Source organism: Sphingomonas oligophenolica, assembly GCF_006438955.1.
Lineage (GTDB): Bacteria > Pseudomonadota > Alphaproteobacteria > Sphingomonadales > Sphingomonadaceae > Sphingomonas > Sphingomonas oligophenolica_A.
On sequence record NZ_RCZK01000006.1, the window covers coordinates 25,469 to 51,571 of the forward strand.

Sequence of the window (26,103 nt, forward strand, 5' to 3'; positions counted from 1 at the left end):
TTGGCGCGGGGTTTGCTTAACATCCGGGCATGTGGACCCGAATCAAACGCCTGTTCGTCATCAAGACCAAGTTCGAGGCGTTCCTGGTGATCTATGGCCTGGGACTTGGCGCGACCGAGCGCGGGGTCCATTATCTCCAGCAATATCCGGGCTACGGCGGTTGGCTGTTATTCGCGTGCTGCCCGATCGCGGTCTTCATGGCGGGAACGCGAATCCTCGATTCGCTCGAGCGCGAACACGCCGATTAGGGTTGATGACGCCCGATCGAGCGACCCGTCGGGCATGATCGCTTCATCGCAGATCTGACGTCAGCCACGCAGGCTGTCGACCGCGGCGCGCTCATCGTCGGGGATCATCCCTTCCAGCACCGCCCAATAGCCGGTGACCGCAGCCTGCCCCGCCTTGGCATAGGCCGCGGACATCCTGACCCGAACCGCTTCGAACAAATCGCTTTCTAGCGCGCGGCCCTCGGCCGTCAGCTTCAGCAGTCGCTGGCGCCGATCGCGCTCGCCCGGGCGGATCGCGATGAGGCCGCGGTCGGTGAGTTGGTTAAGCACGCGTCCCAGCGATTGTTTGGTGATCGCGAGCAGCCCGAGCAGCTCGCTGACGGTCAGGTCGGGCTTGCGCGCGACGAAATACAGCGCACGATGGTGCGCGCGGCCAAGCCCTTGACGCGCCAGCGCTTCATCGACCGCGCGGGTAAGATGGCCGTGGCCGAAATAGAGCAATTCCATGCCGCGGCGGAGCTCGGCTTCGCGCAGGAACAGCGCCGAAGCGGACGACGATGCGGGTGAAGAGGTGAGCGGGGCAGCCATATTGACCCGTTTAGCCATCGGTCCTAGGCGTCCGCAACCCCTTCAATCCAAGAGAAATCCCGAGAAAGAGATCGATGCCCCCCATCGTGACCGACCTGCCCGCCTTTCGCCTGGAGCCGACCGCGGCGCCAGTCGCCGCCAACGAGCGCACCGAGCGGCTGGCCGACCCCGGATTTGGGCGCGTGTTCACCGATCATATGGCGACGATCCGCTACAGCCAGGCGCTCGGCTGGCACGATGCGCGGATCAGCGCGCGCGCGCCGTTGACGCTCGATCCCTCGACCGCGGTGCTCCATTATGCGCAGGAGATTTTCGAGGGGCTGAAGGCGTATCGCCTCGCCGACGGATCGACCGCGTTGTTCCGGCCGCAGGCGAATGCGCGCCGGTTCCAGAATTCGGCGCGGCGGATGGCGATGGCCGAATTGCCCGAAGCACTGTTCCTCGAATCGATCCGCTTGCTGGTGAAGACCGATCGCGACTGGATCCCCGACGGCCCCGACGGCGCGCTGTACCTGCGCCCGTTCATGATCGCGAGCGAGGTGTTCCTCGGCGTCAAGCCGTCGGCGGAGTATCTCTACATGGTCATCGCCTCGTCGGTCGGCGCGTACTGGAAGGGCGGCGCGCGCCCGGTGTCGATCTGGGTCAGCCAGGATTACAGCCGCGCCGCGCCCGGCGGCACCGGCGACGCCAAATGCGGCGGCAATTACGCCGCGAGCCTCGCCGCGCAGTCCGAGGCGATCCGCCAGGGGTGCGACCAGGTCGTGTTCCTCGACGCCGCCGAACGGCGCTGGGTCGAGGAACTCGGGGGCATGAACATCTTTTTCGTATTCGACGACGGCATCCTGTCGACCCCGCCGCTGACCGGCACGATCCTGCCTGGAATCACGCGCGATTCGATTATGACGATCGCGCGCGACGCGGGGCTGACCGTGCGCGAGGAACCCTATGCGATCGACCAGTGGCGCGCCGATGCCGCGAGCGGGCGGCTGAGCGAGGCGTTCGCGTGCGGCACCGCGGCGGTCGTCACACCGATCGGCAGCGTGAAGGCGAACGACGGCGGGTTTGCCATCGGCGGCGGCGGAACCGGGCAAACGACGCAGCGGATGCTCGACACGCTGACCGCGATCCAGCGCGGCCGCGCACCTGACCCGCATGGCTGGCTCCAGCCGGTGGCGTGAACCCGTCCCAGCGGGGCTTTCCATGATCGATCCGGCGGCTATAAGGCCGCCTCCCGGATGGGGCGTAGCCAAGTGGTAAGGCAGCGGCTTTTGATGCCGCGTACCGCAGGTTCGAATCCTGCCGCCCCAGCCAATCCCGGTACCTGCTTAACGTACTGACCGAAGCCAATCGGCCCAGCCGGGCGACGGCAACGTCGCTCGCGCGCTGCCCAACAGCGGTTGATGCGTGGCGCGCACGTGGTAGGCGCGCTTGGCGCAGTCTGTGAAACCCTGCCTGATAAACGAAGGATCGAACATTCGACAGATCGCCGCCTTGCCCTATCGACTGGATGGGGGTCTCGACGATGTTGGGGTGCAGATCATGCTCGTCACGTCGCGCGGGACGGGTCGCTGGGTCATCCCCAAGGGTAATATCGATGCCGGGCTGAGCCCGCATAGCGCCGCCGCGATCGAGGCGCAGGAAGAGGCGGGGGTGCTGGGCGCCCTGTGTCCTAGTCCGCTCGGCTCGTATCGCTACCGCAAGCTGCGGCGCAGCGGCGCATCGTTGATGGTCGATGTCGATGTTTTTCCGCTGGCGGTGAACGATGTGCTTCCCGCCTGGAAGGAACAGGGGCAAAGGGATCGGCGCTGGTTTGCACTGGCCGATGCGGCGGATGCGGTCGACGAACCGGACCTGCGGGACCTGATGCGGTCCTTCGCACCGTCCGAGTTTCGTGCGGCGGTCAGCCGTGGGGGGATGCTGGGTACAGTCGCGCAACGATCGGGGTTAGGTTCAATGTTCGGATGGTTTCAGCGGCTGTTGCCGCGCACAGGCAATTTCTTCGAGTTGTTCGAAGCGCACGCCGCGACGGTGCTCGCGGGCGCGGAAGCGACCGCCCGGCTGCTCGGCGAGACCGGCGATGGCGCCAAGGAGCATATTCGCGAGATCATCGAGCGCGAGCATGACGCCGACGACATCACCCGCCAGGTGCTCCAGTCGGTGCGCAAGACCTTCCTGACGCCGTTCGACCGCGGCGCGATCACCGCGCTGATCGGGTCGCTCGACGATACGATCGACGAGATGCAGGCCGCCGCGGCCGCGATCGACTTGTATGAGATTACCGACTTCGCGCCCGAGATGCGCGACATGGCCGCGATCATCGTCGATGCCGCGCGGCTCGCGGCGGAGGCAATGCCGTTGCTGCGCGATATTGGTCGCAACGGCGAGCGGCTCCACGAATTGACCGAGCGGCTGATCCGGATCGAAGGCCATGCCGACGAGATCCATGCGGCCGGATTGAAGCGATCGCTCCAGCTATATGGGCGCACCGATACGCTGCGGTTCGTGACCGAGCGCGAAATCTACAAGCATCTCGAACGGATCGTCGATGCGTTCGAGGATGTCGCCGACCAGGTCGACGGCATCGTCATCGATCACGCCTGACGCGCCGCACGATGCACCACCTTGCCCTTCCGCTGCTCGTCGCGCTGATCGCGGTCGCGCTGGCGTTCGATTATCTCAACGGCCTCCACGATGCGGCGAATTCAATCGCGACGGTGGTGTCGACGCGGCTGCTGACGCCGGTTCGCGCGGTCGGTTTTGCCGCCTTCTTCAACTTTGCGGCGTATTTTCTCACCCTCGCTTTCCCGAGCCTGCATGCGGTCGCAGCGACCATCGGCAAGGGTCTGGTCGACGAGAATGTCATCACCCCCGCGGTGATCTTCGGCGCACTGGGCGGCGCGATGGCGTGGAACGTCATCACCTGGATGCGCGGGATTCCCTCATCATCGAGCCATGCGCTGATCGGGGGATTGATCGGCGCCGGGGTCGCGCATGTCGGGCTCAGCGGCATCAAATGGGTGGGTCTCAACAAGACGCTGATTGCGATCGTGCTGTCGCCGATGCTCGGGATGTTCCTGGCGATGCTGGTGATGCTGGCGTCGAGCTGGGCGTTTCGCCGCGCGACCGCCTATCAGGCCGAACGCACGTTCCGATCGCTCCACCTGGTGTCGTCTGCGGCCTATTCGCTCAGCCACGGGCTGAACGATGCGCAGAAGACGATGGGGATCATCACCGTCCTCCTCTATTCGACGGGGCGCCTCACTGGCCCGTTCGCGGTGCCCCATTGGGTGGCAATCAGTTGCTATATCGCGATCGCGCTCGGCACGATGACCGGGGGATGGAAGATCATCGAGACGATGGGATCGCGGATCACCAAGCTGTCGCAGCACCAGGGTTTCAGCTCGTCCCTGGCGGGGTCGGTCGTGCTGTTCGGTGCCTCATTGCTCGGCATCCCGGTGTCGACCACGCATACGATCACCGGCGCGATCATCGGCGCGGGTACCGCGCGCCGCGCGTCGGCGGTCCGTTGGGGGGTCGCGCGCGGCGTCGTGATCGCGTGGCTCATCACGATCCCGGCGTCCGCGCTCATCGGTGCCGCCTGCTACGCGCTGACGCTGCTGTTCTGATCGTCTGTAAGAACGCTGCTCGGGGATCATATCCCCGGGCTGCGCGGGATCATCTAGCGCGCGGCGGCGCGTCTTAGGAGCGCCCCAACCCCAGCCGCGCCCGCGCGGCGTCATATTCGCGCTCGAGCCGGTCGACCCGCGCCGCGACGCTTTCGATTCTGTCGACCGCGCCGATTCCCTGCCCCGATCCCCAGATTTCCTTCCACGCCTTGGGCTTGGCGCTGTTGCCGCCGCCGAAGTCCATCGTCTTCAGGTCGCCTTCGGGCAGATTGTCGGGATCCATCCCTGCCGCCGCGATCGACGCGCGCAGGTAATTGCCATGGACCCCGGTGAACAGGTTCGAATAGACGATGTCGCTGGCGCGACCGTCGACGATCCCCTGTTTATAGCCGGGTTCGGCATTAGCCTCTTCGGTCGCGATGAAGGGCGATCCGATATAGCCGAAATCCGCCCCCATCGCCTGTGCCGCCAGCACCGCATCGCCGGTCGCGATCGATCCCGACAGCGCGAGCGGGCCGTCGAACCATTGGCGGATTTCCTGGATCAGCGCGAACGGCGATAGCCGCCCCGCATGTCCGCCCGCGCCCGCCGCCACCGCGATCAGCCCGTCGGCGCCCTTTTCGATCGCCTTGCGCGCGAACCGGTCGTCGATGACGTCGTGGAGCGTAATTCCGCCCCAGCCATGGACCGCGGTGTTGAGCTCCACCCGCGCACCCAGCGAGGTGATGACGATCGGAACCTGCCACTTGGCGCAGGTAGCCAAGTCCGCCTCGAGCCGGTCGTTCGATTTGTGGACGATCTGGTTGACCGCGAACGGCGCCGCGGGGCGGTCGGGGTGGTCGCGATTATGCGCCGCCAACTCCTCGGTGATGCGATGGAGCCATTCGTCGAGCATCGCCTGCGGGCGAGCGTTGAGCGCAGGAAACGAGCCGACGATCCCCGCCTTGCACTGTGCGATCACCAGTTCGGGGCCGGAGATGATGAACAAGGGTGAGCCGATGACGGGCAGGCGAAGGCGATCGAAAATTGCTGGAATCATGAAGTCGGCATCCTCTTTGATGCGTTTTGTAGCGCAACCGACCTCGCTGTCCAGCAACCCGATTGGCCTCGGCGCGCCATCTCGCTAAGCGCCCGGCAACGAAACGAAAAAATTGGAGCCGATGCCGACATGAAATCCGCCGTGATCATTGCTCTGTCGCTGACCGTGTCCGCGCCCGCGCTCGCCGCCAACCGGCTGCCGACTGACGTCGCCCCGATTCTGTACGACATCAATGTCACGCCAGACGCCGCGACAATGACCTTTTCGGGGGCCGAAACCGTCGCGATCACGGTCAAGAAACCGGTCCGGACGATCACGCTCAACGCCGCCAATCTCGTCGTCAAGAGCGCAGCGCTCGACGGCAAGCCGGTGAAGTTCAAGCTCAACGAGGCCGACCAACAACTCGTCCTGACGCTTCCCGCCGCCGCCAAGGTCGGGCGGCACAGCGTCAGCCTGCAATGGACCGGCACGATCAACCAGTCCGCTGCGGGACTGTTCGCGATCGATTACACCAATGCCGACGGATCGAAGGCGCGGATGCTCGCGACCCAGTTCGAGGCACCCGACGCGCGCCGCTTCGCACCGATGTGGGACGAGCCCGCGTTCAAGGCGCGGTTCCGGCTAAAGGCGACCGCGCCCAAGGGCCAGCTTGCGTTCTCGAACATGCCCTCCGCCGGGATCACGACCAAGGCCGACGGCAGCCAGCTCTACAGCTTCGCCGAAACCCCGGTGATGTCGAGCTACCTGCTCTACCTCGGCATGGGCGATCTCGAACGCAAGACGGTAATGTCGGGCAAGACCGAGATCAGCGTCATCACCCGCCGCGGCGTTGTCGACCAGGGCGATTACGCGCTGGCGGAGGCGAAGCGGCTGCTGCCCTATTACAACGATTATTTCGGCCAGCCCTATCCGCTGCCCAAGCTCGACATGATCGCGGGGCCGGGCTCGTCGCAATTCTTCGGCGCGATGGAGAATTGGGGCGCGATCTTCTATTTCGAGAACGAGCTGCTGTTCGACAAGAAGCGCACCACCGAAAGCGGGCGCCAGCGGATCTACACCGTCGTCGCGCACGAAATGGCGCACCAATGGTTCGGCGATCTCGTCACCATGGCGTGGTGGGACGATCTGTGGCTCAACGAGGGCTTCGCGTCGTGGATGGAGAATAAATCCTCGATCGACCTCAACCCGGCGTGGAAGCCCGAAGCGGTCGCGATCGCGGGCGAACGCGAAGGCGCGATGGGGATCGACGCGACCGCCGCGACCCACCCGATCGTCCGCCATGTCGAAACGGTCGACCAGATCGGCGAGGCGTTCGACGGGATCACCTATGCCAAGGGACAGGCGGTGATCGGGATGCTCGAATCGACGCTGGGCGCCGACGTCTTCCGCGATGGCATCCGCCGCTACATGGCGAAGCACAAATACGGCAACACCGTCACCAGCCAGCTCTGGACCGAACTGTCCGCCGCCTCGGGCACCGATGTCGCCGCGATCGCCGACGATTTCACGCGCCAGGGCGGCGTCCCGCTGGTCACGCTGACCGGCGCGCGCTGCGTCGGCGGCACGACCACCGCGACGTTGGCACAGGGCCGGTTCGGGCTCGATGCGCCCTCCAAACTGCCGCAGACGTGGCACGTCCCGCTCGTTGCCGCGACGCTTGGTGGCGGCGAAACCCGCACGGTCGTGACCGGTCCGTCGACCACCGTCTCGGTCAAGGGGTGCGGTACGCTGGTGCTCAACCAGGGCAAGGGCAGCTACACCCGCGTGATGTACGACGACGCCGGCCACGCCGCGATCGTCAAGGATTACGCGCGGATGCAGCTGACCGACCGGCTCGGGACGCTCGGCGACGATTATGCGCTGGCGGGCGGCGGTTATCAGGATCTGTCACGCTATTTCGCGCTTGAATCGCAGGTCGACGCGCAGTCCGATCCAATCGAATGGGCGACGATCGCGGACGACCTGGCGGGGCTCACCGGTCTTTATGGCGACACCCCGCTCGAAGCGCCGATGCGCGCACGGGTCAGCACGATCCTCGCCCCCGAATTCAAGCGCGTGGGGTTCGAGGCGAAGCCGGGCGAGCCCGTCACCGTCACCAATTTGCGCGAATCACTGGTCGGCATCCTCGGCGCCAACGGCGATACCGCGGTCGCGGCCAAGGCCCGGACGTATGTCGCTGCGCTCGCGACCGACCCGACCGCGATTCCCACCGCGATTCGCACCCCGATCCTCGGCACCTACGCGCGCAACGCCACCCCGGCCGAATGGGACCAGCTGCTCGCGCTGACCAAGGCGGAAACTAACCCGGTCACCAAGAACCGCTACGTCAACCTGCTCGGCGCCGCGCAGGACGACGCGACCGCCGTAAAAGCGCTCGACCTGCTCAAGGCCGACACCTTCAGCAATCCGCAAAAGGCCGGGCTGCTCCGCGCGATCGCGGGGCGGCACCCCGACATGGCGTTCGACTGGGCGGTCGCGAACCGCGAACTCGTCAATTCGTTCATCGAGCAGAGTTCGGAGGCGGGCTATGTCGTCGGCCTCGGCGGCGGATCGAACGACCCCGCGATGCCGGGGAAAATCCAGGCCTATGCCGACAAATACCTCGCCGCCAGCTCACGCGGCGGTGCCAAGCGGACGATCGCGATCATCGCGGTGCGCAAGGCCAAGGCCGACCGGCTGCGCCCGGCGGTGACCACGTGGCTGGGGATGTAGGAAACCTAACTCCACCCCGGCGAACGCCGGGTGGTGGTAAGCTCAATCGACCCGCTTCAGCCCCGCCGCACACGCTTTTGCCTTGGCGACATAATGCTGTGCCGACACCCTGAGGAACGCGCGCGCGGCCTCGTCGAGTTGGCGCACCGCGCGCGCGGGCGACCCGACGATCAGGCTGCCAGCGGGAAATTCCTTGCCCTCGGTCACCAGCGCGCCCGCGCCGACGATACACTCCGCGCCGATCACCGCGCGGTTCAGCACGATCGCGCCCATCCCGATCAGCGTCGCGGCGCCGACGGTACAGCCGTGGAGCACCGCGTGATGCCCGATCGTACAATCTTCGCCGATCGTCAGCGGCGCGCCCGGATCCGAATGGAGCATCGCGCCCTCCTGGACATTGGTCCGCGCGCCGATCGTGATCGGGGTGTTGTCGGCGCGGACCACCGCCCCGAACCACACGCTTGCCTCGTCGCCGAGCACGACCTCGGCGATCAGATCGGCGCTCGGCGCGACCCAAGCATCGGTGCCGATCGTCGGGCGTTTTCCGTCGAGTTCATATTGCGGCATGTCGGTCCCTCTCGTGTTTCCCCTGCGATGGCAAAGCGCCACCGCGATGGCAACGCGCCCGCCAACTAGCGCTGGCGCGGCGGGGGTGAGTCGCTACAGCCCGCGTCATGCTCCGCCGTCTCGCCGCCCTGTTCGAACCGTTCATCCTCATGCTGGTCGGCACGGTCGTCCTCGCCAGCCTGCTCCCCGCGCGCGGCGGGTGGACGAGCGTCGCGGGGGTCGCGGCGCAGATCGGGATCGTCGCGCTGTTCTTCCTCCACGGTGCCAAACTGTCGCGCCAGGCGATTATCGACGGCGTGCGGCACTGGCGGTTGCACCTGACCGTGCTCGGCGCGACCTTCGTCCTGTTCCCGGTGCTCGGTGTTGCGATGCGGTCGTTGCCGCTGGTCGATCCGATGCTCGCGACCGGGCTCTTGTTCCTCACGCTGCTGCCCTCGACCGTCCAGTCGTCGATCGCGTTCACCGCGATCGCGCGCGGTAACATCGCTGCGGCGGTGTGTAGCGCGTCCTTCTCCAACCTGCTCGGTATCGCCGCGACCCCCGCGCTGGCCGCGCTGATGATCGGGCCGATCGGCCAGGGGACTGCCGCGTCGCATGGTGGGGGCGGCTCGCTCGCCGCGGTCGAGCATATCATCCTGGAATTGCTGGTGCCGTTCGTCGCGGGGCATCTGCTGCGCCCGGTGATCGGCGGGTTCGTCGCGCGGCAAAAGCGGCTGGTGACGATCGTCGATCGCGGCTCGATCCTGCTCGTCGTCTATACCGCGTTCGGTGCCGCGGTGGTCGAGGGACTGTGGCACCGGGTGTCGGGCGGCGACCTCGCGATCGTGGTCGTGCTGAGCCTGATCCTCCTCGGCTTCGTCCTCGCCGCGACCTGGATGGCAGGCCGCGCGCTCGGATTCAGCCGCGAAGACCGGATTGTGCTGGTGTTCTGCGGGTCGAAGAAGAGCCTCGCGTCGGGGGTGCCGATGGCAGGCGTATTGTTCCCCGCCGCGACGGTGGGGGTGATCCTGTTGCCGGTGATGATCTTCCACCAGCTCCAGCTCATCGCCTGCGCGCTGATCGCGCGCTATTACGCCGATACCGCGCCGCCCGACGCCTAGAGCGCAATGCCATCGTGCGGCATCGGTCTCACGAAATCCGGGTCAAAACGACTGGTGTCAGCCCACGCTACTCCCGCGCCGCCGCCGCCATCTCGGTATTGCGACGCCGCGCGGCGTCGAGCGTGCGGGTCAGCAGCGTCACCAGCGCGCCGTCCGCGTCGAGCACGTCGAGCCCCTCGCGGGTCGATCCGCCCTTGCTCGCCACCCGATCGGCGAGCGTGGCGGGGTCGACGTCCGCCTCCACCGCCATCGCCGCCGACCCCGATACCGTCGCCAGCGCGAACCGTGCGGCCTGGTCCGCGGGGATGCCGAGCGCCTCGCCGGCGCGGGCGAGCGCATCGATGAAGCGAAACACGAACCCCGGCCCCGATCCCGCCAGCGCGGTCACCGCATCGAACAGCGATTCGTCGGCGATCCATTCGTGATGCCCGAGCGGTGCCGCCAGCGCCTCGACGGTGGCGCGCACCGCGGCGTCGTGCGATTCGCTGAACAGCGCGGTCACCCCCTGCCCGATCGCGACCGGCAGATTGGGCATCGCGCGCACCACCGCGCCCGCCGCAATCCGCTGCGCGAGTGTCGCGCTATCGACCCCGGCGAGGATCGACACCAGCAACGCGGGTTGAATTCCCTGCAGCGTCGGTGCGACATCGCCAAGCTGTTGCGGCTTCATCGCCAGCACGATCGTCTCGGGTTCGGCATCGAGCGGCAGCGCGGTGAGGTGCCGCACACCCGCAGGCACCGTCGCCGGTCCGCGCGTAATCACCGTGACCCGCGACGGTGCCATTCCCGCCGCGATCCAGCGCCGCAGCATCGCGCCGCCCATATGCCCGCAGCCGATCAGCCAGAGCGGCCCCGCCCCGACCGGGCGCGCGGTCATGCCTCGCCCTGCGTCTCGATCAGCGCGGCGGCGATCGCTTCGGTGGGGCTCTTGCCGCCCCACAGCACGAACTGGAACACCGGATAGAAGCGTTCGCATTCCTCGATCGCGGATTCGACCAGCAGCTCGGTCGCGGCGAGCGTCATCATGCCCTCGCCCTCCCCGTCGCTGCCGCCGTCGATCATCGCGGCGTGGCGGAACAGCACGATCCCCGATGACGACCACAGCTCGAAATGCCCGATCCACAGCTGTTCGTTGACCAGCCCCAGCGTCTCGTAGATCGCGGCGCGCCGATCGTCGGCAACCTTGATATCGGGAAACGCGAGGAACTGGAGGACGCTGTCGTCGTCGCGCCACAGCGCGCGCAGTTCGTATGTCGTCCAGCTACCCTTGACGGTCGCGACGATCTCGTCGTCGTGGCGCTCGCTCTCCCAGCCATGCGCGGCGTAATACGCCTCGAGCATGTCGATCGGGGCGGCGTCGTCGGATTCGTGGTCGGCTTGGGTCAGCATCATCGGTATCCGTTATCGCATGCCGAGCGTGCCGGGGCAAAACCGGCACCGCAACGTCCCACGGGCGATCGTGGATGATCCTGTGCAGAAACCTGTGGAAAACCTCAGGGCTTGGCCTTCTCGGCGGGCTTCGCGGCTTCCAGTGCGGCAAGCCGCGCGGTGAGCGCCTCGACCTCGTCGCGCGCCGCAGCGGCCATCGCCTTGACCGCCTCGAATTCGTCGCGGCTGACGAAATCGAGCCCGCCGATCCATTCGCGCGCGCGCGACCGCGCACCCTGTTCGGCCTCGCGCCCGACGCCCGCGAGCGTGCCCGCCGCGCCGTTCACCAGCTTCACCAAATCGTCGAACATCCGGTTTTCGGACTGCATGCGGAACCCTCGATCATGAAAACAGACGTCACAGCATTTGGGAGGTGTGCGATGCCCGCACAAGGGTGGCGGCATCGGGGTTGAGCTGCCCGATCCGCCACGTCAGCACGCCCGCGAAGCTGACCCAGACCAGGTACGGCACCATCAGCCACGCCGCCGCGATCCTGATCCGCGCGAAGACGACCGTGGTCGCGATCCCGATGAGCAGCATCGCGACGATGTCGAGCAACGCGGTGCCAATCTGGTGCGCGCCGAAGAACAACGGCGTCCAGGCCAGGTTGAGCAACAGTTGGAACACGAACAGCGCGATTGCCACGCCGCGCAGCCGCGCGCCGCGCGCGTTGAGGATCATCGCGAGCGCCACGCCGATCAATATGTACAAAGTCGTCCACGCGACCGGAAACAGCCACCCCGGCGGGGTCAGCGCGGGCTTCACGAGCGCGGCGTACCAGCCGTTCTCATCGCCCGCCGTCACCGATCGTCCCGCCAGGAAGCCGAGCAACAGCACCAGCGGCACGCTGACCACCGCCCAGCGCAGGAACGACATCCGCAATTGACCCTTAGACGCGATCCCGCCCACCCATGCTTCTCCCGGTGCTGGCGTAGCTCTGCCGCGTCGCACCCGCGGGGTAAAGTGCCGTGTCGGGCCGATCGTGCCGTGGTGCGTCATTCTCGGACGTTCGCTGACGGTGAGTCGCGTTTGACAAAGTATAGGCAAGCCAGACCCTCAACCGTTCGCCCTGAGCCTTCCGAGTTCCATGAAAGTATTACTTTCATGGGGCCGGGTCGAAGGGCGGTGAATGTCACCGAGCTTCGACAAGCTCAGCACGAACGGTTCCGTGCAACGTTAGCCCGTCCTACCCGACGGGAACCCGTCCACGGGTCGCCGCGATCAGAAATTCGACATTGCCCTCCGGCCCCGTGATCGGGCTTTCGACCAGCGCGTCGATCCGCCAGCCGACCCCGGTCAGCCACGCCGCCACCGCGTCGCACACCCGCGCGCGCACCGCTTCGTCGCGGACGACGCCGCCCTTCCCCACCTCGGCGCGTCCCGCCTCGAACTGCGGCTTGATCAGCGCGATCAACCGCGCACCCGGCGCGGTGAAGCTAAGCGGGCGTTCGAGCACCTTGGCGAGCCCGATGAAGCTCGCGTCGCACACCACCAAGTCGATCGGCTGGGGGATATGCGCCTCGGTCAGGATCCGCGCGCTGGTCTGTTCGAGCACCACGACGCGCGCGTCCTGCCGCAGCTTCCACGCCAATTGGTTGGTGCCGCTGTCGACTGCGTAAACCCGCGCCACCCCGCGCGACAGCAGGACGTCGGTAAACCCTCCGGTCGACGACCCGACGTCGATCGCCACCGCACCCGCGACGTCCCACCCGGTCGCATCGAGCCCGTGCGCCAGCTTGATCCCCCCGCGCGACACCCAGGGATGATCACGCCCCTTGACCTCGATGTCGGCATCGTCGGCGACCTGCTGCCCGGGCTTGTCGACCTTGCGCGTGCCGACGAACACGAGCCCGGCCATGATCAACGCCTGCGCCCGCGTCCGCGATTCGACCAGCCCTCGATCGACGAGCAATTGGTCGATCCGCTGCTTAGGCAAAGGGGTTCACGATCCGACGTTGGACCTCGATCGTGTCGCGCACGGAGCACGCCCGCGTCATGCCTCTGGCGCCTGCATCATCATGGCTTTGATATACAATATCCCAACGATTTTCACGCCCCCAAAACGACCGCGGCGGTTGGGCAGCGATCGGATCGTTGCGAGCAATCGGGGCCTGGTCCACGGTGTCAGCGCCATCATCCACGAGGTGCGCCGATGACGACCTATCAAAGTATTTCCCCCACCTACGACACCATCGGCTGCGGATACGCCACGCGCCGCCGCCCCGATCCGCGCATCGCCGCGCTCATCGACACAGCGCTCGATGGCTGCGCAACGATCGTCAACATCGGCGCAGGAACCGGATCGTACGAGATCGCGGGACGCACGACGCTCGCGGTCGAACCCTCGGCGGTGATGATCGCACAGCGCGCGCCGGACGCCGCGCCATGCCGCCAGGGCGTCGCGGAGGACCTGCCCGTCGACACCCAGTCGTTCGACGCTGCGACCGCCTATCTGACGCTGCATCACTGGTCTGATGTCGACCGCGGGCTGGCCGAACTCGCGCGGGTCGCGCGGCGGATCGTGATCCTGACCTGGGTGCCCGACAGCCCGGGATTCTGGCTGACGGATGACTATTTTCCCGCCATCCGCGCGCTCGACGACGGCGTGTTTCCCACCAGCGCCGCGCTCGTCGCGCAATGCCGCGCAGTCGCCGCGGACGTCCGCCTGCTGCCCGTTCCGATCCCGCACGATTGCATCGACGGCTTCCTCGCCGCCTATTGGGCGCGGCCCGAAGCGTATCTCGACGCCGATGTGCGCCGGTCGATCTCGCGCTTCGCGATCATCGATCCCACCGAAGGCCTCGCCCGGCTGCGCGACGATCTGGCGGATGGCGCGTGGGACGACCGCTATCGTGCCTTGCGCGCCGAGCGATCCCGCGATCTGGGCTATCGACTCGTCGTCTGCGATCTCGCGCCCGGCTAAGCCCGCACGCCCGCTTCCACGCCGGTGCTGTTGTGGCGCAGCGCGGTCAGCACCGTGTCGACGATCGCGGCGGCATCGAGCCCCGCGGCGGCATATTGGAGTTCGGGCTTGTCCTGGTCCTGGAAGATGTCGGGCAGCCGCATCGTCCTGAGCTTCAGCCCGCCGTCGATCAGGCCCCCGTCCAACAGACCGGCGTCGCTCGCCAGCGTCAGGACGTGTGCGCCAAGCCCGCCGACCGCATTTTCCTCGATCGTCACCGCGACCTCGTGCGTCGTCAGCAGGCGGCGGATCAGCGCCTCGTCGAGCGGCTTGGCGAAGCGCAGGTCGGCGACGCTGGTGCTCAACCCCTTCGCCTCGAGCGCATCGGCAGCGTGGAGCGCCTCCGCGAGCCGCGTCCCGAGCGACAGGATCGCGACCTTCTTGCCCTCGCGCATCATCCGGCCCTTGCCGATCGCGAGTCGTTCGGGGGTTTCGGGCAGCACCACCCCGGTGCCGTTGCCGCGCGGATAGCGCACCGCGATCGGGCTACTGTCGTGGAGCGCCATCGTGTGGACCATGTGGACGAGTTCGGCCTCGTCCGCCGCCGCCATCACGACGAAATTGGGCAGCGTCGCGAGATAGGTGACGTCGAACGACCCGGCATGGGTCGCGCCATCGGCGCCGACCAGCCCGGCGCGGTCGATCGCGAAACGGACTGGCAGGTTCTGGATCGCGACATCGTGGACGACCTGGTCATAGGCGCGCTGGAGGAAGGTCGAATAGATCGCGCAGAACGGCCGCATCCCCTGCGCGGCGAGCCCCGCCGCGAACGTCACCGCATGTTGTTCGGCGATGCCGACGTCGAACGCGCGATCGGGGAACGCCTTGGCGAAGCGATCGACCCCGGTGCCCCCCGGCATCGCCGCGGTAATCGCGACGATGGTGGGATCTCGCTTGGCCTCTTCGACCAGCGCGTCGCCGAACACGTTCTGATACGCGGGCGGCCCCGGCGGCGCCTTCGCCTGCGTGCCGGTGATGACGTCGAACTTCTGGACGCCGTGGTATTTGTCCGCGCTTTCCTCGGCGGGGGCATAGCCCTTGCCTTTCTTGGTCACGACATGGACCAGGATCGGGCCTTCCTCGGCATCGCGGACGTTTTCGAGCACCGGGATCAGATGGTCGAGATTATGCCCGTCGATCGGCCCGACATAATAGAAGCCCAGTTCCTCGAACAGCGTGCCGCCCATCGTCAGCCCGCGCGCGAATTCGTCGGTCTTGCGCGCGGCATTATGGATCGGCCGCGGCAATTTGCGCGCGAACTTGCGCAGGATATCGCGCAATCCCAGGAATTCGCGGCTCGACACGATTCGGCTGAGATAGGCCGACAGCCCCCCCACCGGCGGCGCGATCGACATGTCGTTGTCGTTGAGGATCACGACGAGCCGGTTGCCCGCCTTCTCGGCGTTGTTCATCGCCTCGTACGCCATCCCCGCCGACATCGACCCATCGCCGATCACCGCGATCGCCTTGCCGGGCCGGTCGGTCAGCCGGTTCGCGGTCGCGAAGCCGATCGAGGCAGAAATCGAGGTCGACGAATGCGCCGCGCCGAACGGATCATATTCGCTCTCGCTGCGCTTGGTGAAACCGCTCAGCCCCCCGCCCTGGCGCAGCGTGCGAATCCGGTCGCGGCGCCCGGTCAGGATCTTGTGCGGATAGCATTGGTGGCCGACGTCCCACACCAGCCGGTCACGTGGAGTGTCGAACACATAATGGATCGCAGTCGTCAGTTCGACGACGCCCAGCCCCGATCCCAGATGCCCGCCGGTGGTGCCGACCGCCGAGATCACCTCGGCGCGCAATTCGTCAGCGAGTTGGCGCAGCTGATCGGGCTTCAGCGCGCGCAGGTCGGCGGGGACATGGATCGTATCGAGCAATGGCGTCGTGGGAAGTTCGGACATCCTACCCGCTTACTCCCGTCGGGCCGCGCTTGTCGATTGCCGCTGCGCCATCGGCCCGATTCGACCAATCGCGCGACTCAATCGCAATCGGCGCACTTCCCGCGCACCTCGATCACCGGGCGCTCGGGCGAGAAACCGGCGGCCACCGCAGCGCTTCTGACCCCGCGCGTGATGACATCGTCGTCAAGATGGGTCGTCTGCCCGCACGAATCGCACACCAGGAAGATACAGTCGTGGAGGCAATCGGGGTGCGCGTTGGTGATATAGGCGTTGGCGCTTTCGACCCGGCGGACCAGGTTCGCGCCGACGAACAGGTCGAGGATCCGATAGATGCTGTTCGCGGCGACCCGGCGACCTTCGCGCTTCGACACCGCCTCGGCGATGTCATAGGCGCTGGCCGGCTTATCGAACTGCGCAAGCGCGTCGAACACGCTGGCGCGCATGCTGGTCCATTGCTCGCCCGATTTCTCGAGCGTCGCCTGCGCTACCGTGGCCAGTTCCAGGCCCTGCGGTTCGTGATGATGATGCGCGTGTCCGGCCATGTCCGCAAATCTAGGGGGTCGCGGGGGGCGCGGCAAGCGCGGGCAAGTCAACTCAGTAGGTCGCGCGCCGATTGAGGTCATGCCCGAACGCGAGCAGCCCGACGCCGATCACCGTCCACAGCGTCTCCAGCCCGCTGCCGTCGTGGGGCAGGTGCATCGCCCCCCCCATCACGCCAAGGCCCAGCGATCCCATCATCGCGGGCATCGCATAGCCATGTTCCATCACCCCGCGGCCCAGCGCGATCGCGCCCAGGATGATCGCGAACGTCAGCCCTATTTCGTGGAAAATTGGGTTTAGCAGCACCCCGCCCGCCGCCGATAGCATCGCGAGTAACACCGCGCTGGCCAGGCAATGGACCACGCACAGCCCCGACAGCGCGATCGCGATCCGATCGAGTCCGGCGAGCAGTGGGGGTCGAATCGCGGTCGTCATGTCGACGTCGTAGGTAGGCCGGTTCACTCAAGGTGACAATATCTCATCGCAAGCTTTTTTTCGCGCCACGCTTGGCGACCCGGCGACGCGGGAGTAGGCGCGGCGCCATGCTTCAACCCAGCGCCGCCTTCCTTTCCCCCGCGCGTCCGCGCACGCTCGCGCGTTGGCTGTACGTCGTCGCCGCGATGATCGTCGGAATCGTCGTGGTCGGCGGGATCACGCGGCTGACCGAATCGGGGCTGTCGATCACCGAATGGAAGCCGTTGACCGGGATCGTCCCCCCGATCACCAACCCCCAATGGCAGGCGGAGTTCGCCAACTATCGCCGCATCCCGCAATATGCGGCGCTGAACAGCGGGATGACGCTCGCCGGGTTCAAGGCGATCTTTTTCTGGGAATATCTCCACCGATTCCTCGGCCGCTTCATCGGCCTCGCCTATCTGGTGCCGCTGATCTGGTTCGCGGTGCGACGGCGAATCCCCACTGGCTATACCGGGCGGCTGATCGCGCTGTTCGCGCTGATCCTCCTGCAGGGAACGTTCGGCTGGCTGATGGTCAAATCGGGACTGACCGACCGGACCGAGGTCGCGCCCGGCTGGCTGGCGCTCCATCTCGTCACCGCGCTGTTCACGCTGGCCGGGATGGTTTGGACCGCGCTCGATCTGCGCGCGCTCGATGGCGCGCCGTACCGCGGACCTGCCCGGTTGCCGCTGGTGGGGCTCGTCGCGTTGGTCGGCCTGTTCGTCCAGATCATGTTCGGCGCGTTCACCGCGGGGTTGCGCGCGGGCTATGCCTTCGCGAGTTGGCCGCTAATGGGCGACCGGCTGTTCCCCGCAGACGTGCCGATGCTCCACCCCACGTGGACCAACGCGATCGACAACCCGATCGTCGTCCAGTTCATCCACCGCTGGTGGGCGTTCGCCGCCGCCGCCGCGCTGGTCTGGCTCGCGGTCGCCGCGACCCGCGCAGGGTCGAAGGCGGGTTTCTGGGTCGTCGGGCTCGTCACGCTCCAGATATTCCTCGGCATCGCCACGCTGATGACCGGGGTGATGATCGACGTCGCGGTCGCGCACCAGGCCAATGCGGCACTCCTGCTGATCGCCACCGTCATCGCCGCTCACGCGGTTGCTACACGGCGCCAGGTATCCCGATACCCGTCAGCAAACCCCCGGTTTGCTTGACTTCCCTGACCACTTCGATCACTGACCCTGCATTCGCGTCGCCCTTAGGGTCGGCGCGTATTTCATTCTGGAAGGTCCAAGCCCCATGAAGGCGCTCATGAAGACCACCAAGTCGGTTAAGCCGCACGAGGTGGAGAAGAAATGGCATATCGTCGACGCCACCGACCTGGTGGTCGGTCGCGCCGCGGTGGTCATTGCCAACGTCCTGCGCGGCAAGCACAAGACGAGCTTTACCCCGCACGTCGATTGCGGCGACAATGTCGTCGTCATCAACGCCGACAAGATCCGCTTCACCGGCAACAAGGCTGCGAAGAAGATCTATTACAAGCACACCGGTTATGCCGGCGGCATCAAGGGTGTCACCGCAGCCAAGGTGCTCGAGGGCCGGTTCCCTGAGCGCGTGCTCGAAAAGGCGATCGAGCGGATGATCCCGCGCGGCCCTCTGGGGCGTGACCAGATGCGCAACCTGCGTATCTTCAAGGGCGCCGAGCATCCGCACGAGGCCCAAAGCCCCGAGCTTCTCGATATCGCTGGCATGAGCCGCAAGAACAAGGTGGGCCAGTAATGACCGACAACCGCCAATCGCTTTCCGATCTCGCCAGCCTGACCCAGACCCCCGCGACCGACGGCAGCGCCGCCGCGGCAGCGTCCGCGGGCACCGAGGGTGGCACCACCCCGGCCGCGCCCCCCGTCTCGACGATGCCGCTGCGTGAACAGATCATCGACAAGCAGGGCCGCGCCTATGCCACCGGTCGCCGCAAGGATGCGGTCGCCCGCGTCTGGCTGAAGCCGGGCAGCGGCAAGATCACGATCAACGGTCGCGATCAGGAAGTGTATTTCGCACGCCCCACGCTTCGCCTCGTCCTCAATCAGGTGTTCGGCGTGACCGAGCGTGAAGGCCAGTACGACGTCGTCTGCACCGTCAAGGGGGGTGGCCTGTCGGGCCAGGCCGGCGCGGTCAAGCACGGCATCAGCCAGGCGATTACCCGCTACGAACCGACGCTGCGCGCAGCGGTGAAGGCAGCAGGCTTCCTGACCCGCGACAGCCGCACCGTCGAGCGCAAGAAGTACGGCCGCGCCAAGGCCCGCAAGAGCTTCCAGTTCTCGAAGCGCTAATCGGGCACCCCGGGATTGCGCCAGCAATCCCGGGAGATGCCACGGCTGCCCCGTCGTCGTCACCCCAGCGAAGGCTGGGGTCTCCCTCGATCACGCGATGACGTTAGATTAATCAGGCCCTGAACCGTTCGCCCTGAGCTTGTCGAAGGGCGGTGAGTCTCACCGTGCTGCGACAGGCTCAGCACGAACGGGCATATAAAAGTTATCGCGCTTTAGCGACCAAGCATGAGATGCCAGCCTGCGCTGGCATGACGAGGAGGGGAGGAACGGGACCCTACTCCACCGCCGCCACCATCCGCGGCGTGGCGTCCTGCCCCGCCACCCGCGCGACCAGCGCATAGAAGAACCCGTTGAAATCCGCCGCCGCCTGCCAGTCGATCAGCTGGTCTAGGTCGTCCTGCGGTTTGTGATACCCGGTCTTGTACCATTGCCGATAGATCGCCTCGCTCTTCGTGCCAGGCTTGTAGCCGAACACGAACGCGGTCGCGGGGATGCCCGCCTGCAGGAACGGCCAGTGATCCGCGCGGCGCAGCAGGTTGCGTTCGGGCTCGGGATCGCGCTGCACCGCGATCCCCCTCGCCTCCGCCACCGCGCGGACATCGTCCCCCAGTGTCGTCGTATCGAGCGCGTGGACGGTCAGCAGCTTCAGCGGAAAGATCGGGCGGAGCTGGTCGAGGTTGATGTCGGCGGCGATCCGCGGCTTGGGGCTCGTCGGATGCGCGACAAACCAGCGCGCACCGAGCAGTCCCTTTTCCTCGCCGGTAAACGCCGCGAACAGGATCGGACGGCGCAGCCCCCTGCCTTGCAACCGCTGCGCCTCGCGGATCAGCAGCGCGACATAGGCCGCATCGTCGAGCGTGCCGTTGTAGAGGCCATCGCCATTGACGGGCTCGCCATGGCCGTAGCCGTCGAGATGTGCCGACAGCACGATCGCCTGACCGGCCAGCGCGGGGTCGGTGCCGGGCAGCATCCCGAGCACGTTGGCCGATTGGATCCGCCGCCGCGCCAGCGTGAAGGTCGCATGGAAGCGGTCGGCCAGATAGAAGTTCGGCAGCGGCCGCCCCGCGCTCCCCTTTGCGATCAACGCCGCGGCATCGCGGCGCGCAGGGCCAATCAGCGTGGCCAGCGAGGCGGCGTTGAGCGTCATACGCACGAACGGGTCGGTATCGAGTTTCGCATCGGCCAGCGTCACGCTACGGCTATACGCATAGGGCCAGCGCGGCGGTTCAACCGCAAAGCCCGGATCGGCGATCGTCAGCATCCCGACGCCCCCACCCTTGCGCACCGCCGCCTCGCGCGCGGCACCGCTAGGCAGCCCGTCGCGGTGCGTGCCGTGGCAAATCACCAGCTTGCCGCGCACGTCGCCGATCGCGTCGGCCCCGCAATAGCCGCGATAAACCAACCCCGCGTCGATCGTCGTCGGCATCGCCTCGCTCGGCGACAGCGCCAGATCGTAGAGCAGCCGCAGCGGACGATTCCCCACCGCGATCGTCGAACGCCGCACCGCGATCTCGTGCATCGGCACCTGCTGATACCAGCCGCCCTCGCCCGCGGGCTTCAACCCCGCCGCCGCGAACTTCGCCGCGACCAGCGCGGCGGCGCGGTCGTACCCCGGCGACCCGGTGTCGCGCCCCGCCATCGCATCGCCCGACAGCTCACCGGTGATCGCCCACCACGCGCGCGTATCGGCATCGGTCGGCGCATCCTTGCGCGCATCGGCGGCGGTGCCGAGCAACAGCGCGGCGGTGGCGGTAAGCGCGATCCGGAATTTCATGCACGATCCTTGCAAATCTTCACCACCCCGCCGAACGCCGGGGCCCATGTGGAAAGGTAGATGTAACGGAGCACAGCGTCCATCACGCCCGCCAAAAGCGCCTTCACCGCGCCATCGTCACGATCCGCGTCCCGATCCGCTCGGCTTCCTCGGGATCATGCGTCACCATCAGGATCGGCAGCGTCAGCACGTCGCGGATATGCTCGATTCCCCGCATCACCTCCTCGCGGCGCGCGCGGTCGAGCGAAGACAGCGGCTCGTCGAGCAACAGGAACGCCGGATCGCTCAACAACGCGCGCCCGATCGCGACCCGCCGCGCCTCGCCCCCCGACAGCGACCGCGGCCACCGATCGAGCAGATCGTCGATTCCAAGAAAACCCGTCACCGTGGTAACGTCGACGCCCGCCGCCGCACCATAGGTCAAATTCGCGCGCACGCACTGGTGCGGGAACAGCCGCGCCTCCTGAAAGACATAGCCCGCGCGCCGCCGCTCGATGGGGACGTCGACCCCCGTGCCGAACAGCATCTCGCCGCCGACGACGATCCGCCCACGATCGGGGCGCAGCAACCCCGCGACCATGTTGAGCACGCTCGTCTTGCCGACCCCCGACGGTCCGAACAACACCGTCGCCCCGTCGCCCGCGACCATTTCCAGCGCGACATCGATCTCGCCGAGCCGCTTGGCGACGGTAATCTCAAAGGACATGGAACCCCCGCCCCGCGCGCCGTGCGAGCAGTTCGGACGCGACCAGCGCGGCGAGGCTCAGCGTGACCGAGATCGCTGACAGCCTGAGCGCCATAGCATCGCCATTGGGCTGCTGGAGCATCGAATAGATCGCCAGCGGCAGCGTCCGCGTTTCACCCGGCACGTTGCTGACGAAGGTGATCGTCGCGCCGAATTCGCCGATCGAGCGCGCGAACCCCAACACCGCCCCCGCGAGAATGCCCGGCACGCTGAGCGGCAGCGTCAGCGTCCAGAACACCCGCCCTGGCCCCGCCCCCAGCGTCCGCGCAGCATTCTCAAGCCGCCGGTCGACCGCCTCGATCGACAGCCGCATCGCGCGCACCATCAGCGGCAACGCCATCACCCCCGCCGCGATCGCCGCGCCAGTCCAGCGGAACAGCACGCTGATCCCGAACCAGCGCTCGAGCGGCCCGCCGATCGGTCCCGCGGGGCCGAACGCGAGCAGCAACACCCACCCCGTCACCACCGGCGGCACCACCAGCGGCAGATACACGATCGCCTCGACCAGCAACCGCCCCGGAAATCGCACGCGCGCGAGCAGCCACGCCAGCGCGAACGCGATCGGCAGCGTGACCATCATCGCCACCCCGCCGACCTTCAGCGACAGCACGACGACGGTCCATTCCTCCGCGCTCGGCATCTACCGCGCGTTGAACCCGTAGCGCGCGAAAATCGCCTTGCCCGCGCGGCTGATCAGGAACCGCCTGAATCCTTCGGCCTCAGCATTGGTCGAGGTCTTGAGCCGCGCGACCGGATAAGTGATCGGCGGATGCGTATTCTCGGGGAACACGCCTGCGATTCTGACGCTGGGCGATGCCTTGGCGTCGGTGGCGTAAACGATCCCGAGCGGCGCCGCCGCGCGCTCGACCAGCGCCAGCGCGGCGCGGACATTCTCCGCACCGACGACCTTGGCCTCGACCTGCGCCCACACCCCCAGCGCCGTCAGCGCGGCCTTGCCGTATTTTCCCGCGGGCACCGAATTCGTGTCCGCCATCGCCAACGGCCCCGCGGTCAGCACCCGCGCCAGCGCGGCGGGTGGGCGCACCGGAATCCGCACCCTGCTCGCCTTGGGCGCCACGACGACGAGCCGGTTGGCGAGAAAGGTGACGCGGGTCGACGTCACGATCAGGTCGCGCTTGGCGAGGTCGTCCATCCAGTCTTCGTCGGCCGACACGAACAGGTCGGCCGCGCCGCCGCTCTCGACCTGCCGTGCCAGAGCCGATGACGCCGCAAACGACACCACCGGGCACGGATGCCCCCGCTTCGCCCACGCATCCGCCACCGCGGTCATCGATTCCTGCAGGCTTGCCGCCGCCAGCACCAGCGGCCCCTTGCGCTCTGCCGCGTGCGCCGCAATGGGAGCCGACACCATCCCGATCGCCGCAGCGGCGACGATGATTCGGCGTGTGATATGATCGTCCAGCATACCCCTTCTATAGATCGCTCGTCGCGGCACGCCAGCGGACCCCGCACCCAGGACACCGCACGATGACCCGATCGACCCTGCTCGTATCGCTCGCAGCCGCGCTCCTGCCCGCTACCGCGCACGCCGAAGACGGTAAGCTCGACATCAGCCTCGAGTTGCGCGCCCGGCTCGAACCGATCGGCGGACAGTTCCGCCCCTCCCCCGCGCCCCACAACGATCAGGCGCTGCTGCTCCGCACCGCGCTGTTCGCCGAATATGACGCGGGGCCGTTCCGCATCGGCGGCGAAGTGGTCGATGCGCGCGCCTATCTCGAAAAGCGCCGCTCGTCGGCGGGTACGACCGAGATCGACGCGCTCGAACCGATCCAGGCCTATGTCGCGACCGATCTCAGCGACGTCGCGATGGCCAAGGCAGGGCGGTTCGTCCTCAACCTCGGTTCGCGCCGCCTGATCGCGCGCAACAATTTCCGTAACACCATCAACGCCTTCACCGGCATCCAGGGCGTGTTCGGCGACGCGAGGCTCGGCGCCACCGCGTTCTGGACCGTCGCGCAGACCCGTTTGCCGACCCATGTCGATGGCCTGCGCGACAACAGGATCGAACTCGACCGCGAACGCGGCAGCCCGCATCTGTTCGGCGTTTTCACCCACGCCAAGACCGCGGTCGGCACGCTCGAAGCCTATGGCTATCGCCTCGCCGAAAACGACAGCCGCGACATCCTGACCCGCAACCGGCATCTGTGGACGGTCGGCGCGCGCCTGGTTCGCGCCCCTGCCGCGAATGCCTGGGACTATGAACTCGAAGCGGCGGGCCAAGGCGGCCATGCGCGCGCCTCCGCCCGCGCGACCGACGTCGCCGACCGCCCCGTCCACGCCGGATTCGTCCACGCGACGGTCGGGCGGACGCTGCCCGGTGCATGGAAGCCCCGCATCGCGCTGCTCGCCGATTATGCGACCGGCGAACGATCAGGGCGGAGCATCACCCGGTTCGACACGCTGTTCGGCGCGCGCGTGTTCGAATTCGGCCCGACCAGCCTGTTCGGCGCGGTCCAGCGCGCCAACCTCGTCAGCGTCGAGCTGCTCGGCGAGGTGAAGCCCGACGCGCGCAGCGACGCGCTCCTCGCAATCCGCCCCCTGTTCCTGGCCAGCGCCACCGACAGCTTCGCGACCACCAATGTCGCCGACCCTACGGGTAACGCGGGCACCCACGCCGGGACCCAGATCGAGGCGCGCTATCGCCGCTTCCTCGTCCCCGACACGCTGCGCGTCAGCGTCGGCGGCGCGTATCTCGCCAAGGGTCGCTTCCTGCGCGACGCGGCCAATGCTCCCACGACCGGCGACACCATCTACGGCTTCGTCGAGCTGACCGCGACGCTCTGAACCGTGCGCGGCAGCCACCGCTAGCCGCTCTCACCCGCCCGTGCGTCGCCCTCGCCCTCGATCCCCGCGCTGCCGATCGACCGATCGACCAGCCCGCTCGCGCTCATCCACCAGAACAGCAGCACGCCGGGGAATGCGATCAGCGTCGTGCCCCAATAGAAATCGACATAGCCGAACCGTTCGACCAGCCCGCCCGCCGTCGTCGCGGTCAGCAGTCGTCCGACGACGCTCGCCGCTGCGGAAATCAGCGCATATTGCGCCGCGGTAAAGCGCAGGTCGCACAGCGCGGAGAAATAAGCGACGACCGCGACGCTGCCGATCCCGCTGGTGAAATTCTCGAACCCGATCGTCCCCGCCAGCCCCCAGTTGCTGTGTCCCGCCATCGCCAGCAGAGCGAAGCTTGCGTTCGACACCGCCATCAGCAAGAGGCTGATCAGCACCGATTTCTTGAGCCCCAGCTTCGAATACAGCGCGCCGCCGACGAACACCCCAATCAGATACGCCCAGAACCCGACGCCGACGTCGTAGATCGCGATCTCGTCGTTGCTGAACCCCAGATCGTTGAGCATCAGCCGCAACACGATATTAGCCAACGTGTCGCCGATCTTGTGGATCAAGATGAACGTCAGGATGATCATCGCGCCCTCGCGGCGGAAGAATTCGGCGAACGGCCCCGCGACTGCGCTCACCATTTCGCCGATGCCGCGCCGCCTGACGGGCTCGCGATGCCGCTCGGGTTCGCCGATCACCAGCCCGGTCACGATCGCGGGCAGCACGAACGCCGCGCACGCCAGATAGCCGACCGCCCAGCCGAACCGCGCCGACAGCACCAGCGCCAGGCTCGCCGCCCCGACATTGCCGATCCGATAGCCATATTGCGACATCCCCGATCCGACGCCGAGTTGATACGGCTTGAGCTGCTCGATCCGATAGGCATCGATGACGATGTCGAACGTCGCACCCGCGAATCCCACCAGCACCGCGGCGATGATCGTCCCCGACAGATCGGTCGTCGGCCGCGCGAAGGCGAGGTTCGCGACCGCCGCCACCACCAGCGCGCCCGCGAACAGCAACCATGACACCCGCTGGCCGAGCCCCCCGATCAGCGGCAGTTTCACGCTGTCCACCGCCCACGCCCACAACGGTTTCAGGTTATAGACCAGGAACCCCAGCGTGAACGCGGTGATCGTCGATTTGGTCAGCCCGTCCTGCGCCAACCGGCTGGTCAGCGTCGCGCCGATCATCGCGATCGGAAAACCCGATGACAGCCCCAGCGTGAACGCGATCAGCGGCCCTTTTTCGACATAGGGTTTCAGCCCGTCGATCCAGCTCGTCGTCCCTGCCGCTGTCGTCATTCGCG

Annotated in this window: 27 protein-coding genes and 1 tRNA gene; 12 read left to right on the plus strand and 16 right to left on the minus strand. The window is 67.0% G+C overall.

The window, feature by feature from the left end; translation table 11 throughout:
* Positions 1-29: 29 nt before the first annotated feature.
* Entirely contained in the window at positions 30-248 is a 219-nt protein-coding gene (locus EAH84_RS08850; protein WP_140870823.1) for a hypothetical protein, read from the plus strand.
* Between the two features lie 60 nt (positions 249-308).
* Here EAH84_RS08850 and EAH84_RS08855 read toward each other — a convergent pair whose 3' ends face one another.
* Positions 309-815, minus strand: a complete 507-nt coding sequence (locus EAH84_RS08855) for a MarR family winged helix-turn-helix transcriptional regulator (protein ID WP_140870826.1) — start codon at positions 813-815, stop codon at positions 309-311.
* 74 nt (positions 816-889) lie between these two features.
* Here EAH84_RS08855 and EAH84_RS08860 point away from each other — a divergent pair, with 74 nt between their 5' ends.
* From EAH84_RS08860 to EAH84_RS08875, 4 genes are all read left to right on the plus strand, one after another.
* Positions 890-1,993: a branched-chain amino acid aminotransferase gene (locus EAH84_RS08860; protein WP_140870829.1), complete on the plus strand. Its 1,104-nt coding sequence runs from the start codon at positions 890-892 to the stop codon at positions 1,991-1,993.
* A 58-nt stretch (positions 1,994-2,051) separates the two neighbouring features.
* Positions 2,052-2,126, plus strand: a tRNA-Gln gene (locus tag EAH84_RS08865).
* 162 nt (positions 2,127-2,288) lie between these two features.
* Positions 2,289-3,416 (plus strand): DUF47 family protein, encoded by a 1,128-nt coding sequence (locus EAH84_RS08870; RefSeq protein WP_241656538.1) that lies wholly within the window; start codon positions 2,289-2,291, stop codon positions 3,414-3,416.
* A gap of 11 nt (positions 3,417-3,427) precedes the next feature.
* A complete protein-coding gene (locus EAH84_RS08875) occupies positions 3,428-4,441 on the plus strand; it encodes an inorganic phosphate transporter (protein ID WP_140870831.1) in 1,014 nt (337 codons plus the stop codon).
* Between the two features lie 73 nt (positions 4,442-4,514).
* Here EAH84_RS08875 and EAH84_RS08880 read toward each other — a convergent pair whose 3' ends face one another.
* Positions 4,515-5,480, minus strand: a complete 966-nt coding sequence (locus EAH84_RS08880) for an NAD(P)H-dependent flavin oxidoreductase (protein WP_140870834.1) — start codon at positions 5,478-5,480, stop codon at positions 4,515-4,517.
* Positions 5,481-5,609: 129 nt separating this feature from the next.
* On the opposite strand from EAH84_RS08880, the gene EAH84_RS08885 reads away from it, so the two are divergent.
* Complete coding sequence (locus EAH84_RS08885; protein WP_140870837.1) at positions 5,610-8,192, plus strand: M1 family metallopeptidase; 2,583 nt, start codon at positions 5,610-5,612, stop codon at positions 8,190-8,192.
* Between the two features lie 42 nt (positions 8,193-8,234).
* Here EAH84_RS08885 and EAH84_RS16370 read toward each other — a convergent pair whose 3' ends face one another.
* Positions 8,235-8,759, minus strand: a complete 525-nt coding sequence (locus tag EAH84_RS16370; RefSeq protein WP_140870840.1) for a gamma carbonic anhydrase family protein — start codon at positions 8,757-8,759, stop codon at positions 8,235-8,237.
* Between the two features lie 107 nt (positions 8,760-8,866).
* On the opposite strand from EAH84_RS16370, the gene EAH84_RS08895 reads away from it, so the two are divergent.
* A complete protein-coding gene (locus EAH84_RS08895; RefSeq protein ID WP_140870843.1) occupies positions 8,867-9,859 on the plus strand; it encodes a bile acid:sodium symporter family protein in 993 nt (330 codons plus the stop codon).
* A 67-nt stretch (positions 9,860-9,926) separates the two neighbouring features.
* Here the strand turns inward: EAH84_RS08895 and proC are convergent, their stop codons facing one another.
* The 5 genes from proC to EAH84_RS08920 form a co-directional block, all read right to left on the minus strand.
* The gene (gene proC, locus EAH84_RS08900) at positions 9,927-10,736 is read right to left on the minus strand and encodes a pyrroline-5-carboxylate reductase (RefSeq protein WP_140870845.1); all 810 of its coding nucleotides are present in this window, start codon (positions 10,734-10,736) and stop codon (positions 9,927-9,929) included.
* The gene (locus EAH84_RS08905) at positions 10,733-11,251 is read right to left on the minus strand and encodes a YbjN domain-containing protein (protein WP_170209853.1); all 519 of its coding nucleotides are present in this window, start codon (positions 11,249-11,251) and stop codon (positions 10,733-10,735) included. The genes proC and EAH84_RS08905 overlap by 4 nt, the downstream gene beginning before the upstream one ends.
* A gap of 101 nt (positions 11,252-11,352) precedes the next feature.
* Entirely contained in the window at positions 11,353-11,616 is a 264-nt protein-coding gene (locus EAH84_RS08910) for an accessory factor UbiK family protein (RefSeq protein WP_140870851.1), read from the minus strand.
* A 28-nt stretch (positions 11,617-11,644) separates the two neighbouring features.
* A complete protein-coding gene (locus tag EAH84_RS08915) occupies positions 11,645-12,163 on the minus strand; it encodes a TspO/MBR family protein (RefSeq protein ID WP_140870854.1) in 519 nt (172 codons plus the stop codon).
* A 310-nt stretch (positions 12,164-12,473) separates the two neighbouring features.
* A complete protein-coding gene (locus EAH84_RS08920; protein WP_194150377.1) occupies positions 12,474-13,223 on the minus strand; it encodes a TlyA family RNA methyltransferase in 750 nt (249 codons plus the stop codon).
* 216 nt (positions 13,224-13,439) lie between these two features.
* Between EAH84_RS08920 and EAH84_RS08925 the strand changes: the two genes are divergently transcribed.
* Positions 13,440-14,210, plus strand: coding sequence for a class I SAM-dependent methyltransferase (locus EAH84_RS08925; RefSeq protein WP_140870856.1), 771 nt, complete (start codon positions 13,440-13,442; stop codon positions 14,208-14,210).
* On the opposite strand, the gene dxs is transcribed toward EAH84_RS08925, so the two are convergent.
* The 3 genes from dxs to EAH84_RS08940 form a co-directional block, all read right to left on the minus strand.
* A complete protein-coding gene (gene dxs, locus EAH84_RS08930) occupies positions 14,207-16,147 on the minus strand; it encodes a 1-deoxy-D-xylulose-5-phosphate synthase (RefSeq protein WP_140870859.1) in 1,941 nt (646 codons plus the stop codon). The genes EAH84_RS08925 and dxs overlap by 4 nt on opposite strands.
* Before the next feature lie 77 nt (positions 16,148-16,224).
* The gene (locus EAH84_RS08935) at positions 16,225-16,689 is read right to left on the minus strand and encodes a Fur family transcriptional regulator (RefSeq protein ID WP_140870862.1); all 465 of its coding nucleotides are present in this window, start codon (positions 16,687-16,689) and stop codon (positions 16,225-16,227) included.
* A gap of 52 nt (positions 16,690-16,741) precedes the next feature.
* Positions 16,742-17,122: a MerC domain-containing protein gene (locus EAH84_RS08940; protein ID WP_140870865.1), complete on the minus strand. Its 381-nt coding sequence runs from the start codon at positions 17,120-17,122 to the stop codon at positions 16,742-16,744.
* Positions 17,123-17,229: 107 nt separating this feature from the next.
* Here EAH84_RS08940 and EAH84_RS08945 point away from each other — a divergent pair, with 107 nt between their 5' ends.
* The 3 genes from EAH84_RS08945 (at position 17,230) to rpsI (ending at position 19,419) form a co-directional block, all read left to right on the plus strand.
* Complete coding sequence (locus EAH84_RS08945; RefSeq protein ID WP_140870868.1) at positions 17,230-18,303, plus strand: COX15/CtaA family protein; 1,074 nt, start codon at positions 17,230-17,232, stop codon at positions 18,301-18,303.
* Positions 18,304-18,388: 85 nt separating this feature from the next.
* Positions 18,389-18,868, plus strand: coding sequence for a 50S ribosomal protein L13 (gene rplM, locus EAH84_RS08950; RefSeq protein ID WP_140870871.1), 480 nt, complete (start codon positions 18,389-18,391; stop codon positions 18,866-18,868).
* Positions 18,868-19,419: a 30S ribosomal protein S9 gene (gene rpsI, locus EAH84_RS08955; protein ID WP_140870874.1), complete on the plus strand. Its 552-nt coding sequence runs from the start codon at positions 18,868-18,870 to the stop codon at positions 19,417-19,419. The genes rplM and rpsI overlap by 1 nt, the downstream gene beginning before the upstream one ends.
* A 274-nt stretch (positions 19,420-19,693) precedes the next feature.
* Here the strand turns inward: rpsI and EAH84_RS08960 are convergent, their stop codons facing one another.
* From EAH84_RS08960 to modA, 4 genes are all read right to left on the minus strand, one after another.
* Positions 19,694-21,193, minus strand: coding sequence for a M28 family peptidase (locus EAH84_RS08960; RefSeq protein WP_140870877.1), 1,500 nt, complete (start codon positions 21,191-21,193; stop codon positions 19,694-19,696).
* 103 nt (positions 21,194-21,296) lie between these two features.
* Positions 21,297-21,899 (minus strand): ATP-binding cassette domain-containing protein, encoded by a 603-nt coding sequence (locus EAH84_RS08965; RefSeq protein WP_140870880.1) that lies wholly within the window; start codon positions 21,897-21,899, stop codon positions 21,297-21,299.
* A complete protein-coding gene (gene modB, locus EAH84_RS08970; protein WP_140870883.1) occupies positions 21,889-22,578 on the minus strand; it encodes a molybdate ABC transporter permease subunit in 690 nt (229 codons plus the stop codon). The genes EAH84_RS08965 and modB overlap by 11 nt, the downstream gene beginning before the upstream one ends.
* On the minus strand, positions 22,579-23,364 hold the full coding sequence (gene modA, locus EAH84_RS08975) for a molybdate ABC transporter substrate-binding protein (protein ID WP_170209854.1): 786 nt from the start codon (positions 23,362-23,364) through the stop codon (positions 22,579-22,581).
* 62 nt (positions 23,365-23,426) lie between these two features.
* Between modA and EAH84_RS08980 the strand changes: the two genes are divergently transcribed.
* Positions 23,427-24,743: an alginate export family protein gene (locus EAH84_RS08980; RefSeq protein ID WP_140870886.1), complete on the plus strand. Its 1,317-nt coding sequence runs from the start codon at positions 23,427-23,429 to the stop codon at positions 24,741-24,743.
* Between the two features lie 20 nt (positions 24,744-24,763).
* Here the strand turns inward: EAH84_RS08980 and EAH84_RS08985 are convergent, their stop codons facing one another.
* Positions 24,764-26,098, minus strand: a complete 1,335-nt coding sequence (locus tag EAH84_RS08985; protein WP_140870888.1) for an AmpG family muropeptide MFS transporter — start codon at positions 26,096-26,098, stop codon at positions 24,764-24,766.
* Positions 26,099-26,103: the final 5 nt, after the last annotated feature.

Coding starts and splice junctions, on each gene's coding strand:
- EAH84_RS08850 (WP_140870823.1), top strand. CDS start 30: ATGTGGACCCGAATCAAACGCCTGTTCGTCATCAAGACCAAGTTCGAG.
- EAH84_RS08855 (WP_140870826.1), bottom strand. CDS start 815: ATGGCTGCCCCGCTCACCTCTTCACCCGCATCGTCGTCCGCTTCGGCG.
- EAH84_RS08860 (WP_140870829.1), top strand. CDS start 890: ATGCCCCCCATCGTGACCGACCTGCCCGCCTTTCGCCTGGAGCCGACC.
- EAH84_RS08875 (WP_140870831.1), top strand. CDS start 3,428: ATGCACCACCTTGCCCTTCCGCTGCTCGTCGCGCTGATCGCGGTCGCG.
- EAH84_RS08880 (WP_140870834.1), bottom strand. CDS start 5,480: ATGATTCCAGCAATTTTCGATCGCCTTCGCCTGCCCGTCATCGGCTCA.
- EAH84_RS08885 (WP_140870837.1), top strand. CDS start 5,610: ATGAAATCCGCCGTGATCATTGCTCTGTCGCTGACCGTGTCCGCGCCC.
- EAH84_RS16370 (WP_140870840.1), bottom strand. CDS start 8,759: ATGCCGCAATATGAACTCGACGGAAAACGCCCGACGATCGGCACCGAT.
- EAH84_RS08895 (WP_140870843.1), top strand. CDS start 8,867: ATGCTCCGCCGTCTCGCCGCCCTGTTCGAACCGTTCATCCTCATGCTG.
- proC (WP_140870845.1), bottom strand. CDS start 10,736: ATGACCGCGCGCCCGGTCGGGGCGGGGCCGCTCTGGCTGATCGGCTGC.
- EAH84_RS08905 (WP_170209853.1), bottom strand. CDS start 11,251: ATGATGCTGACCCAAGCCGACCACGAATCCGACGACGCCGCCCCGATC.
- EAH84_RS08910 (WP_140870851.1), bottom strand. CDS start 11,616: ATGCAGTCCGAAAACCGGATGTTCGACGATTTGGTGAAGCTGGTGAAC.
- EAH84_RS08915 (WP_140870854.1), bottom strand. CDS start 12,163: ATGTCGTTCCTGCGCTGGGCGGTGGTCAGCGTGCCGCTGGTGCTGTTG.
- EAH84_RS08925 (WP_140870856.1), top strand. CDS start 13,440: ATGACGACCTATCAAAGTATTTCCCCCACCTACGACACCATCGGCTGC.
- dxs (WP_140870859.1), bottom strand. CDS start 16,147: ATGTCCGAACTTCCCACGACGCCATTGCTCGATACGATCCATGTCCCC.
- EAH84_RS08935 (WP_140870862.1), bottom strand. CDS start 16,689: ATGGCCGGACACGCGCATCATCATCACGAACCGCAGGGCCTGGAACTG.
- EAH84_RS08940 (WP_140870865.1), bottom strand. CDS start 17,122: ATGACGACCGCGATTCGACCCCCACTGCTCGCCGGACTCGATCGGATC.
- EAH84_RS08945 (WP_140870868.1), top strand. CDS start 17,230: ATGCTTCAACCCAGCGCCGCCTTCCTTTCCCCCGCGCGTCCGCGCACG.
- rplM (WP_140870871.1), top strand. CDS start 18,389: ATGAAGGCGCTCATGAAGACCACCAAGTCGGTTAAGCCGCACGAGGTG.
- rpsI (WP_140870874.1), top strand. CDS start 18,868: ATGACCGACAACCGCCAATCGCTTTCCGATCTCGCCAGCCTGACCCAG.
- EAH84_RS08960 (WP_140870877.1), bottom strand. CDS start 21,193: ATGAAATTCCGGATCGCGCTTACCGCCACCGCCGCGCTGTTGCTCGGC.
- EAH84_RS08965 (WP_140870880.1), bottom strand. CDS start 21,899: ATGTCCTTTGAGATTACCGTCGCCAAGCGGCTCGGCGAGATCGATGTC.
- modB (WP_140870883.1), bottom strand. CDS start 22,578: ATGCCGAGCGCGGAGGAATGGACCGTCGTCGTGCTGTCGCTGAAGGTC.
- modA (WP_170209854.1), bottom strand. CDS start 23,364: ATGCTGGACGATCATATCACACGCCGAATCATCGTCGCCGCTGCGGCG.
- EAH84_RS08980 (WP_140870886.1), top strand. CDS start 23,427: ATGACCCGATCGACCCTGCTCGTATCGCTCGCAGCCGCGCTCCTGCCC.
- EAH84_RS08985 (WP_140870888.1), bottom strand. CDS start 26,098: ATGACGACAGCGGCAGGGACGACGAGCTGGATCGACGGGCTGAAACCC.